General features: G+C 53.8%; 11 protein-coding genes and 1 pseudogene. 9 read left to right on the top strand and 3 right to left on the bottom strand.

Annotation, left to right across the window (positions count from 1 at the left end; translation table 11 throughout):
* Window positions 1-465: 465 nt before the first annotated feature.
* Together dcm and M9Q49_RS28985 are read left to right on the top strand one after the other, a co-directional pair.
* Window positions 466-2082, top strand: a complete 1617-nt coding sequence (gene dcm / locus M9Q49_RS28980) for a DNA cytosine methyltransferase (protein ID WP_254512793.1) — start codon at window positions 466-468, stop codon at window positions 2080-2082.
* 12 nt (window positions 2083-2094) lie between these two features.
* Window positions 2095-2697 (top strand): annotated as a pseudogene (locus M9Q49_RS28985) (DNA-methyltransferase); the annotation flags it as partial.
* Between the two features lie 306 nt (window positions 2698-3003).
* Here M9Q49_RS28985 and M9Q49_RS28990 read toward each other — a convergent pair.
* Window positions 3004-3288 (bottom strand): hypothetical protein, encoded by a 285-nt coding sequence (locus M9Q49_RS28990; RefSeq protein WP_254512794.1) that lies wholly within the window; start codon window positions 3286-3288, stop codon window positions 3004-3006.
* On the opposite strand from M9Q49_RS28990, the gene M9Q49_RS36240 reads away from it, so the two are divergent.
* Genes M9Q49_RS36240 through M9Q49_RS29000 form a run of 3 tightly spaced genes read left to right on the top strand, consistent with a single transcriptional unit; the run spans window position 3242 to window position 4843 of the window.
* On the top strand, window positions 3242-3358 hold the full coding sequence (locus tag M9Q49_RS36240; protein ID WP_390845208.1) for a Holliday junction DNA helicase RuvB C-terminal domain-containing protein: 117 nt from the start codon (window positions 3242-3244) through the stop codon (window positions 3356-3358). The genes M9Q49_RS28990 and M9Q49_RS36240 overlap by 47 nt on opposite strands.
* Window positions 3359-3379: 21 nt before the next feature.
* Window positions 3380-3865, top strand: a complete 486-nt coding sequence (locus M9Q49_RS28995; protein WP_254512795.1) for a helix-turn-helix transcriptional regulator — start codon at window positions 3380-3382, stop codon at window positions 3863-3865.
* A gap of 42 nt (window positions 3866-3907) precedes the next feature.
* Window positions 3908-4843: a tyrosine-type recombinase/integrase gene (locus M9Q49_RS29000; protein ID WP_254512796.1), complete on the top strand. Its 936-nt coding sequence runs from the start codon at window positions 3908-3910 to the stop codon at window positions 4841-4843.
* Between the two features lie 30 nt (window positions 4844-4873).
* Here M9Q49_RS29000 and M9Q49_RS29005 read toward each other — a convergent pair whose 3' ends face one another.
* Both M9Q49_RS29005 and M9Q49_RS29010 read right to left on the bottom strand, forming a co-directional pair.
* The gene (locus tag M9Q49_RS29005; RefSeq protein WP_254512797.1) at window positions 4874-6622 is read right to left on the bottom strand and encodes a hypothetical protein; all 1749 of its coding nucleotides are present in this window, start codon (window positions 6620-6622) and stop codon (window positions 4874-4876) included.
* Window positions 6623-6627: 5 nt separating this feature from the next.
* Window positions 6628-7011: a helix-turn-helix transcriptional regulator gene (locus M9Q49_RS29010; RefSeq protein ID WP_254512798.1), complete on the bottom strand. Its 384-nt coding sequence runs from the start codon at window positions 7009-7011 to the stop codon at window positions 6628-6630.
* Window positions 7012-7204: 193 nt separating this feature from the next.
* Here M9Q49_RS29010 and M9Q49_RS29015 point away from each other — a divergent pair, with 193 nt between their 5' ends.
* The 4 genes from M9Q49_RS29015 to M9Q49_RS29030 all read left to right on the top strand — a co-directional run bounded on the left by M9Q49_RS29015 (window position 7205) and on the right by M9Q49_RS29030 (window position 11602).
* Entirely contained in the window at window positions 7205-7804 is a 600-nt protein-coding gene (locus tag M9Q49_RS29015) for a hypothetical protein (protein WP_254512799.1), read from the top strand.
* A gap of 279 nt (window positions 7805-8083) precedes the next feature.
* Entirely contained in the window at window positions 8084-8410 is a 327-nt protein-coding gene (locus tag M9Q49_RS29020) for a DUF1580 domain-containing protein (protein WP_254512800.1), read from the top strand.
* Window positions 8411-8738: 328 nt separating this feature from the next.
* Window positions 8739-10073, top strand: a complete 1335-nt coding sequence (locus M9Q49_RS29025; RefSeq protein WP_254512801.1) for a hypothetical protein — start codon at window positions 8739-8741, stop codon at window positions 10071-10073.
* A gap of 59 nt (window positions 10074-10132) precedes the next feature.
* The gene (locus M9Q49_RS29030) at window positions 10133-11602 is read left to right on the top strand and encodes an ApeA N-terminal domain 1-containing protein (protein ID WP_254512802.1); all 1470 of its coding nucleotides are present in this window, start codon (window positions 10133-10135) and stop codon (window positions 11600-11602) included.
* The last annotated feature ends 49 nt before the right edge of the window (window positions 11603-11651 follow it).

Here is an 11651-nt window from a genome sequence, read left to right on the forward strand (position 1 = left end):
CACCCAGTGAACGCTAGAGCAGCAGTTCCTCTCCCAACGGCCGAGGGTTTTAGAGATGATCAGCGGAGAGAATAACAAACGCAAGGACGTGCCATGAAGCGCAATGCGAAACGTGCCCCCTCACATCGAAAGACCAGCAAGACGCCGTGATCGAAGCCACGCTCCGGGCCGCTTACCTTGGTCCTCATTCCCCAACGTCGCATCGAGCGATTGCTTCAATGCTCCCTGCGTGGATCAAAGCCGATCATAAACGTGTTGGGCGGCGAGCTACCTATTCACGAGCAATGGATGCCCTGCCAATGACTGACCAGAAAACTGCTCTCGGAATCGACCCGCTAAGAGTATTCGCTGAGCCGATGCGGCAACTCCCTTCCTGAGCATCATTCGACAATTCCCCTGAGCAAACTGACAGCCCCGGCCGTTTCGCACGGCAGCGGTTTTACATGCGCTACTTCCCCCTTTTTTTTGGGCATTGCCATCGGCGAGGGCTTGGGCGATGATTTCCTGATGGCATTTAACGTACTTAGCATGTTCTGTGGCGGAGGGGGCTTCGACCTTGGCTTTAAGCAATCCGGCTTCGACATCATCTGGGCCAATGATTACGACAAAGATGCTTGTCGTACTTATCGGCGCAATTTTGGTGATCTTCATTTGGTGGAGGGCGACATTACCAAGATTCCGATCCCAACCTTGAAGCAACCAGTCCATGTGCTCTTAGCGGGCTTTCCCTGTCAGCCCTTTTCGACTACTGGCAATAGATTATCTGGCGATGACTCACGAGGCCGACTCTACCAAACCTGCTTTGACTATATTGGCAAATTCCAGCCACAGGTTGTTTTCTTTGAGAACGTGCGGGGAGTTCTCAAATCCCAGGGCATCGAGCGCAAGTACATCATTGAGGACATATGCGACGATCTTGTTGGACTGGGTTACGAACATGTTTACATCTCATTGATCGATGCAACCATGTATGGCGTTCCTCAGAAACGTCGGCGAGTAATCATCACAGCATGCAGGAAGCCATTCATTTTCCCCCAGCCGATTGCTGAGGAATGTGGCCTAACCATACAATCCGCTTTAGAGGGCATCCAAGAGGCTACACCGAACAGCCAGGAGATTCAGAAGATATGTGATCGGTATTTGACTTTGCTTCGCTACGTGCCTCCTGGGGGCTGCTGGGACGACATTCCCTATGACCAATTACCGAAACGGTTTCAAAAGATCAGGGACGACAAGAACAAGTACAGAAGCCCTCGTTTCTTTCGCCGGCATGCGATGAGCGACATCTCAACAACAATTAAGGCAAAAGCACTACCAGAAACGAGCGCTATTTGGCATCCGATGTATGATCGTTCGTTCTCCGTGCGGGAAGTTGCCAGGATTCAATCGTTCCCAGATGACTTTGTGTTTGATGGCCGAAGTGTTTGTAGTAATTATCGGGTAGTCGGAAATGCCGTCCCGCCCCGCCTGTCCTACAACTTGGCGCAGGCAGCTAAAGAGATGCTGTCAGGCAATAATCATACGACCAACATCTCCATGTATCAAAGCGAGGCGATTTTAGCATTGGGTGAAACCGTCAGATATCCGAATAGTGTAACTTCCAAGTGCCAAAATATGGTAAGCAATTCGTTACTACAACCCATTGAGGGAGCCATGAAGCCGCAATGCAATGAGTGCCCGCTCACGTCGAAAGACCAGCAAGACGCCGTGATCGACGCTGCGATTCGGGCCGCTTATCTCGACCCTCACTCGCCAACGTCCCACCGAGCGATTGCTTCGATGCTCCCTGGTTGGATCAAAGCGGATCACAAGCGGGTTGGGCGTCGAGTGCAGGAGCTGGTTTCAACTGGGGCATTGCCCCAATTAAGCAGGAGGGTTGGGCTAGACGGGAAGTTGCGGCAAGGCAGGCAGATTCCTAAGGCGGACGTTCCTGATGACTTCCAGCCGCAAGTGTCCCTTCACTGCGGTGATGCCGAGCAGCAACTGCGAAAGTTGGGCGATGATTCCGTGGATTGCTGCGTCACCTCTCCGCCGTATTTTTTGCAGATGGATGTCTGCGCCGAGCAGCAGATCGGCCAATAGCAAAGCGTCGAACAGTACATCGCCAAACTTGCGAAGGTCTTCGACGAGGTTCGCCGCATCCTGCGGCGAACCGGCACGCTCTGGATCAACATCGGTGATACGTTTCGTGATGGCCAGTCGTTGCTCGTTCCGCAACGACTGGCTTTGGCGCTCACAAGCCGGGGCTGGAAATTGAGGGGCGAAATCATCGTTGAAAAGTCGAATCCGGCACCATATCGACACGAAGGCAGACTGTCCCCGACACACGAAACGATGTTGGTTTTTGCGCTCAACGTGCCGCACTATTTCGACATGGATTCACTGCGGGTCGATTTTGCAGATACACAGAACTGGGGGCTGGCTCGGCACCATGCGCCCATTCGAGGTACGGTCTGGCGATTTCCGCCTGTCCGCCACGAAGTTGGCGGTCACCCGGCCCCGATGCCAATTGAATTGGCACGGCACTGCGTGACGCTTGGATGCCCTCCAGGCGGCATGGTTCTTGATCCATTTGCCGGGATCGGGACGAGCTTGATCGCCGCCGCAGAAAACTACCGTCACGGCATTGGGATTGAACTCTCTCCGTACTACCTCGCCTTGGCCCGGCAGCGTCTTCCTCAGTCTTCATTGGTCTAGGGCTCTTAATGGGTCGTGCTCCGAAAGCGACGACCTAACTCTCGATACCGCCTTCTTTTCGGTGTCGACAAGGCTGGACCTCGGCCCTTCTTCCGCTCATTTCTGCGTGAGTCTTCTGCACGTTTGTCGCCTTATGGCAGCGATTCGCAACGCAAGGGAAATCGTCGATCTCTTTCCCAGGTTATCCAGAGTTTCCGACGGGTGTCATGAAATTCTGAAACCTGGGCAGTCCAGGCCAAGAAATCGCATCGAAAGGAACCAGTTTGATGAACGTGACGAAGCTGACCGGTTTGAGCAAGCGACAACTCAACCGACGGATGAAGGCTCGGTGCCTCCGGCAGACGCCATGCACGATTTATTTCGTGGATTCGTATGACGTAGCCATGCGTTGGCACAGCCGGAGGCCGGAGCTGCTTCGGGTTCTGTTAGTGGCGGCAGGGCCATCCCGTTTCGCAAATCGCCGCCCAGCGTGCGGATGATGATGCACAGCGCCGGGCAAGTCTTGAGCAACTCCTTCGCCTCGTGAGTGACCACGGCGAGCGCCGTGATTGAACCGTTTCTGATTCGGTCAGGGTTGATCACGAAGGACAAGAGCGGGCTGCGTGAGTTGACCGCCGACGGGCGAGAGTTTCTGTCGAACTCGTGTCAACAAGCCGTCTAATTTTCGTAGCAGGAGTGTCGTATGAGCGCCCAAATGCAAACCCAAACGAAGGCCATCGTGACCGTTGCTGAAATGGCTCGCATGGTCGGATTGTCACGAGCGAGGTTTTACCAATTGATCGGGTCGGCGTTCCCAGCGCCGGATCGTGACCCGGAAACTGACCGTCCATATTACGTCGAAGATGCGCAGAAAATCTGTCTTGAAGTGCGCCGGCGAAACTGCGGCGTCGATGGCAAGCCGATCTTGTTTTATGCACGACGAGGAGGAGCGCCCACGATGCCCAAACGACGGGAGTCCAAGCCGCAGGCAAAAGAAAAGAACAAGTACACCGCCATCGTCGATGCGATGAAAGGTCTTGGCCTCGTCGGCGTGACCGATCAACAGGTCAGTGCGGCGGTCGCCAAATTGTTCCCTTCGGGGATCGCAGGCGTCGATGAGGCCGAGGTAATCCGTTCCGTTTTCGTCCAAATTCAGCGCCAGAACTCGACCGATAATCTCGGTCGATAATAGTCAATATCAGCCCAGTTAGCGGTGAAAGGTGTCAAATTCATGTCTACTTTCCGTCAGGAAGGCCGTGAGAATTGGAGCGATAATGTTTTCAGCGGCGTCCCGACCGGGCCGGACGAGGCAGCGCTGTTCGGTCAGTTCCTCGGATCTCTCGATCTCGCCGCCAACAGTCGGCAAGCGATGTCCCAGGACGTGCGAAAGTTTGCTGCGTGGTTCAGCACCTCGAACAAAGAACCCTTCGTGATCGGTCGAGTGACGACGAGGGACGTGACGGACTTCAAAGAGCATCTGCGCCGTGACAAGCAGCAGGCCGTCGCCACCGTCAATCGCTGCCTCGTCACTATCCGCCGTTTCTTTCGATGGCTGACCGAGAACGGCCATGCCAAGTCGAACCCTGCCAAGCCGGTGAAGGAACTGCGCCGGCAGCAACTGTCGCCAAAGGGATTGGATCGTAGTGCCGTGCGCCGGCTACTTCGTGAGATCGAACTGCGCCAGGACGTGCGGGCAAATGCGATCTTCAGCACGATGCTCTACACTGGATGTCGAGTGGGTGATCTAGTCAATCTCGAACTTTCCGACATTCTGGTCAACGAACGCAGCGGCTCGGTCCTCTTCCGCCACGGCAAAGGTGGGAAGCAGCGGTCGGTGCCGCTCCCGCTTCCTGCACGGCGAGCATTGCAGGCGTACCTTGAAACTCGACCACCTGTCCAGTCGGACAAGGTGTTCGTCGGAGAGCGAGGACCACTTACAGATCGAGGGGTGCGGGCACTGTGCGACAAGTACAGTGCTTTGATTGGGGTGAAGCTCCACCCGCACCTGCTGAGGCACACGATGGCGCACCAGTTCCTGGCCAATTCGCAGAACGATCTCGTCAGCCTTGCTCAAATCCTCGGCCATGAGTCGTTGAACACGACGGCCCGGTACACGAAGCGGTCGGCAGATCAGTTAGCGGATATGGCGGAACGGCTGAATTATTGACCACTGCGTTCATGGGCGTGACTTGTTGTCTCACCGACGATGCTTCGGCTTCTTTTGTCCAAAGCTATTCATCATGCCCAGCATTTCCGCCATCATTTTCTTGTGCCGTGCCTCCGAAACATCATCTGGTTCTTCCAAGGCCGGAAGTCGATAGGTGACGTTTCCGACCTTCACTGGCACATGCTTCTCCTTGTACTTATCGAGTGGGTCCAGCCACTTTCGATCACGACACGCAGCCCAGAACTTCACGGGCGATGCAAAATGGTTGTCACGCAATCGTGTCTTGATTGCTTGAAGGGAAATGCCGGGATAGTTCGAGTGGTCGTAAAGGTCATTTGGCTCTGCGTCCAATGCCACCACCACTCCTTTGATCGTCTTTACGTTTTTCCATTGAACGTACTTGAACGTGGCCTGCCGTTCTTCAAGACTTAGCTTCTGCAAGAGTTCAATGGATCGTGCAAGTTGCCGTTGGCCCTTCTGCATTTCCTTGGTCGCTGACGCTACCTCTCCAATTTCGTCAACGCCGAGTACCGCCTTGCCTTCGAGTACAAGCACTTCTTCGGGGAACTTTGTGTTGAATCCCAGCAAGTCAATTTCTGCCTCTTCATTACCGACTTTAATTGTCGTAGTGAGCTTATATTGAGTGCCACCCTTTCTCGAAAGATGCTGCCCGATTTCGAGCAACATCTTCGGTTCCTGGCTGCCGATAAGCGTTGCTGTGTGATCTCTGGTTGCAGCGGTCCGGCTCATTAGCTTGAGCATATTGCGTATGTATCTGGAGTTGAGCACAACCATCGTGCTCCACGCCACTAACGTCGGCCCCATCAGCAACGGTTGCTGAAATATGTCGGGGCTGTTAGTTCGTGCGTCAAGCACCAGCCTCTGTGTAATGGCATTTACCTTCTCTTCGGTTAGTCCAGTAATTGCTATCATCGTGTCTCGAAAATGGTCCACGTTCACAGCCTGCGTAGGAATGCACTCCAACTGCTTCTTGCCGCTTGTGACCTCTTTCATGAATGTGAAGGTGGCGCAAAGACTCCAACGTCGGAGAGCCTCAAAAAACGTCGTAAACTCCGAAAGAGAGAATCCAACGAGATCGCAATTCCCGTCGAGCAGCACTGCCTCCTTCGGGAACACCACATCCAAAAGCTTAGCAATGGCGGGATCATTGACAATGCTGAGATTATCGAGAACTACTCGACCTTCGACTGTGTGAACTGCTGCCGAATCGAGAACCTTAAAAGCACTTTGTCGTGTTTGCTCAATTGATGCAGGGTCATTGAGGGCGGGGATTGCTGCTAAGCGGTGAGTCTGCTCAGCCATTCCGCTGATCGGAGTGCGACCTGGATTCCCTGGTGGAGACGAAAATGTAATAATACGAGCGCTTTCATCTACGCTCACGTCCATCTGCTTTTGACCATACATCTTGTGAAAATCGGCGATGTTCACGTAGTTCCCGGCAAACTGGCCGAAACTCCCTGCTTCATCGAACACTTTTTCGTCAATGGCCGTCGAAACATCAGTCGCACTGCCGTCATGAAACCACTTAATTGCCTGCGAAAGCCCTTCTTCGATGGACTTAAATCCCTGTACTGCGCCCATGTAAGCCCCGCCGGGCATGAACAGAGCAAGGATAGCAGTGCAGTCGAATTGTGCGAGTAGGGAAAACAGTGCTTGAGTGGCGGGTCGTTTCCACAGTGGCAACTGCTGATGATGCTTGTCGAGCACGCTTGTCTCATAATCTCGAAATACTTTCTCGCTGTTGGCATCAAGTGGCATAGTGGTTACTCGTTTATCGAAGTTGCGCTGTTGGGGCAGCCTTGCTCAACCCATTTCTTCAGTGCTTCGTAGCTCCATCGTACCGCTTTTCCAATTCTGATCGGCGCAGGCATCCGCCCATCGTTTTGCATTGCCCAGAGTTTTCTCGGCGACACCTTGAGAAGTTTGGCCGCTTCACGGGAGTCGATCAACAATCCTTGGTCTTCCGGTGGCTTCTGCCCGGCAAAGAGGGCGTTCTGGGATGCTCGAACACGGGCCTCCCGTCTCTCGTCTACATCGCTGCTGGTCGGCGTCTGTGCCTGTTTGATTGCAGGCCCAAAAATCTCAGCAAGAATTCTGGCTGCGTCGTCACCAATTGTTACCGAAAGTTGCAACTGAATCGTTTTCATAGTCGCTCTCCCTCAGGTTTGTTCGGTTATCTTCTCCCGAAAACGACATTGGACCACGAAGGATCGACTGTCGGGCGTAAATTGCCCGCTCGGCCAACGGAGTCGAGCGGAAACCTTCTGCGGTTCTGAAGTTGAGTTGTAAGCCATGTCCAAACGAAAACGCCGAGAAACCAGCGGACGGATTCAAATCGTCGTGATCGGCACTGAACACGTTGGTGCGATCCTTGTTCCTCAGATTTGCCAATTGCTTACGAGCGGCCAGGAACCCTATCAATTCAATCATCCCTTGCTCACTCTCGTCGCCTCGCACGGCGTCGATGCCTTGGCTGACAAGTGTCGGAGGGAGTTTGGGGAAATCAAGATTGCTTCTCGCCAAGCAGCGGTGACACCAAAGTCAGCGCCGGGACTCTTTTCCGAAGACGCACTGGTTTTCTGCTGCGACCAGAGCCGATCCACTGCACGGGTCGTCTCTGACCATTGCGGCACGCTTCAGAATATCACGGCAATTCGATGTGGCTGCGGTGGCGACAACGGAGCCATCTACGTTTTCATGCGCCGGAATGGAGAGAACATCACGCTGCCGTTCGTCAACGACTTCCACGCCGACTTGGCAGCACCGAGCGATAGCGGCTCGGAGCGGCAATTCATGATCACAAACATCGCCGTTGCGAGCCTAATGCTCAATGCGCTCCACGCTTGGCTCTTTGGTCGTCTCGGAGAATACGACGAAGCATACGTCAACGTCACGGAGCAAACGGTGCGGCAAGTGAGGCTGCCGACGAAAGTAAAGTGATCGGCGGCCATTGCACCCGAAGACAGGCTCATTTGAATGTCGGAACTTCCGACATCTAGTTTCGGAATGCAGCAGGTCGGTCATCTTCCGTAAAGGGATCGCCCTCATGGGCGTGAAGCTCCACCCACTGATGAGCCATTCAGCCTTGCTAAAAACCTCGGCCATGAGTCGGTTGGCCGAGGCGGCGGAACAGTTGCATTACTGACCGTTGCGCTCCTAGATGAAATGATTGCCGCCACGTCGGTGGCACAGTTCCTGCGTTTCACAAGGAGCGGTCTTATGGCGATTGATGTCTTCACGGAGAAGGTTGTCAGCCTGAAGGAGGCAACGAAGATTCTCCCAAGCCGAGTTCCCGGCAAGAAGTTGAACTATGCCACGATCTATCGTTGGGCGCTTCGGGGTTGTCGATGCAAGGATGGCCTCTGGGTGAAGCTGGAGACGATCAAACTCGGTGGCACCCTTTGCACCAGCAAAGAGGCTCTTCAGCGGTTTTTTGACCGTTTATCCGCTGAGGAACCCATCGTAGTTCCGCCGCCTGTGACAACCCGCAGCCGTGAACGAGCGATCCTCGCCGCCGAGGAAGAAATGCGGCGGGCTGGAGTCTGATTCGCTTTGCAGCCCAGTCTCCCCGGCATGGCCGGGGAGACTGGGCATCGAGCGGCGACATTTGAAGTCTCCGTTCTGCTCTGCTGTCGGTAGACCGCCGAAATAAGTCGATACAATTGGAACATCGACGAGGCGGACGTGAAATTTCAAATCACAATAACTGCACCCGAGGAACCCGACCTGGATGGACGTGAGATCGAGTTTGTATGTCCGAAGTGCCGCCTCTTCAACCCGGATTGAACCTGAGTACGCCGAACGGCGTCCTTGGCGGGTGTATCAGGAATCAGGCGTTTCGGTGACTTCACTGGCAACTTCAAAAGGCACACAAGTGACAATCAAGCAATATGCATTTTGGAAGACACCGTGGGGCAAACCTTACAAGGGGAAAGACGAATCGTCCGAGGCGCAAGACGATCACAAGCATATACCTTCGGAGTTGATCAAGAAGATAATTGAGAATGCAGCGGTTAGCGCCGAAGGGAAAGTCGTCTGGTTGCCAATCGTCGGTTCGCCGATGTTAGAAACCGCTGTCCGCAGCACACTTGTGATATATGGAGAAGCCGGGCAGGTTCTTGATGAGGGTACGTCCTGGTCGCTTTTCACGAAGGCTCTGTCGAACTTGATCGAGAAAGCGGGCAAGAGAAAGCACATTCCAATTCCCGACATCATGAAGGAAGTTAATAGCGTTGTCGCCGAACATCTCAGGCAGGCTCCGCAGGACTTCATTCTGAAATCATCGTTGTCAATTCGAGAACTGCCAGCCAAGTGCATCACCGTGAATGGCTGCGATATTCGCTCCTGCGACGATACAGCAAAGTTCAAACACCCGGAGTCGCTTGACAACTATCTCCGGCACACGAAGTCAGATTTTGCAGGTGGATACCATGTCGTAACAGTCGCCACGAAGGGCCGTTCAAAGACCGAAGCCATAGATACATCGCTGACGGCTCTGCACGTATTAAGAGGAGTCTGGACGCTATTTGCCACTCATGGGTCGTGGCGAATACCGCTCATGTCTTCCCCCTCAACTCAGAAGCCAGTCGGAGTGATTCACTCCGGGCAATTTCATACTCTGCATAACGCAGACGGATCATCGGCGACTCACATGTACTGGTTTGAAGTGGCGACAGGTGAGAACACCAAGATTTTTCATCCCAAGGATGATTGGAAAGCGCTCGAAAAGAAGCGGCGTTGGGCGCTCAAGAAGCTGGCGACTCATCCCTTCAAAACGGAAATGGAATCGCTCCTTGTCCGATACGTGTCCGCACTCGATCATGTCGATTACGACGTGGCTTTTCTCAAGTTGTGGAGCCTATTGGAAACGATCACTGGGACCGACCAGTACGATCAGACGATCAAGCGAGCAACGTGGTTTTTCGGCCACCGCCGATATTACAGGCAAGTCCTGGAATCTCTCCGAGTGCGCCGCAACCAATATGTTCATGCGGCCCAGCAAGGTGAGGGCGGCGAGTACGTTCTTTACATGATCAAAGAGTTCATTGATCCGCACTTGTATCGGTTGCTACGCAATTCGTTCAATGTGTCCAGCCTCCACGACTACGGAGAGTTCCTTTCGCTTCCCGCTGATCACGACGGGATCACGAAGCGAAAGCGGCAGACGGACAAGGCCGCACGATGGATCAAGAAACATGTGAAGGAATAGACTTGATTCGCTCCGAACCTATCACTGCCTATTGATGTCCTTCTTAACTGGTGAGTTCGATGCCGGAAAATATGGGGGCGGGGATGACCAAGATGCGATACATGTTGGACGAGGATTTCGAGGCTGATGGCCGATGGTGGCTGCCTGACCGTCCCGATGAATGGCGGTACGGCACGATTCTATTTTCGCAGCGTGACCTGAAACTGAAAATCCACGGCTCGCTGGAAAGCAAGGAAACGGTTCAGGCCGAAGCAGGCGTATGGCGTCGAGATTTCCGGCGATTCGATACGATCTATGGTGTCCTCAACGATGGAAAGCGGGTCACCCTGCTGAAGTGTCGGGCGCAGGGCGGCACATCCGACATGCAGGAAGCGCTGATTTCGATCTACGGGGCGATTTATGGAGTTGTCGGCCACCATTGTCAACCGTTCGATGAACAGCGTTTCACCGATTGGCGATTCAACTGCAACCGGCTTGATGACTTCACTGCGAATCTGACGATCACTTGGGACGAACGAACGAACGAGGTAGGCGACTTTTCCGGCATCGGTGTGGATCACACTGCGCCGCCGAAGCAGTTGTACGAGAGCCAATGCACGGATGCCAAATGGCAATTTGAATCCGAGTTATGGTTCAAAACTAAGATCGGCAAGCCAAAGGTTTCGATGAGGGGAGTGCCAGTTGTTAATGTCCAGCCGAACCAGCCGCAGACCATCGATTGGTTCGTCAAACAGATGTATCACTTCTGCGGATTGCTCTGTCTTTTCATGGATCAGCGGATACTGCCAAGGTGGGTCCGATGCAGCATTGGCGAGGAAGCAACGTGCTGGCTTCTGTTTCCCAACGGCTACACCAAGGAGGAATCAGAACGTGAGACTCTTGGAGCGGACTTTCCGCTATTTGTTCTCCCCGACTTTGGCGAGGGATACGGATCGAAGTTGGAAAAGTGGATGTCTGCGCCCGAGATGCTGCGAAACGCCATCCATCTGTTTCTTGACGCTCGGTTCTCCGAAGGCGATTCCGACCAGGGCCGGTTCTTGACTGCGATGAGGTCATTGGAAACCGTAAGCCGAGCAACCCAGCCCGGCCTGTACATGAAGAAAGAAGACTACGCCGATGTTCAAACCGCTCTTGTCGATGCGATTCCCAAGTCGCTTTCCGGGCCTCATCGGAGCAGCCTGGAAAGCAAGATTGAATACGGAAACGAACTCTCTCAACGAGTTCGGATCGTAAGTCTTCTGGAATCGCTTACGCCGGAATTGCTGAACTGCGTTTGCGTTTCGCTCGTTAAGTTCAAGAACGGAATTGTCTTAACTCGGAACTATCTGACGCACTATTCGGAAAAAGACCGCTCCGTGGCGCTGCGTGGCGGAGAACTGATTTGGGCGAGAGATAAGATCATCATGCTTATCAGGATTCTGTTGCTAATGCACCTTGACTTACCTCAGGAAAAGATCGCCGCTCGGATCAGCAATCATCCCCGATTCATGCAGCAAAAGTGGATTTGGAAAGAGGTCAGGGAGTGCTAAGGTTGGGGCAGCGCCAAATTGTCCTCGGATATTTGCGGCTTGCTCAGTC

This window comes from Anatilimnocola floriformis, from assembly GCF_024256385.1.
Lineage (GTDB): Bacteria > Planctomycetota > Planctomycetia > Pirellulales > Pirellulaceae > Anatilimnocola > Anatilimnocola floriformis.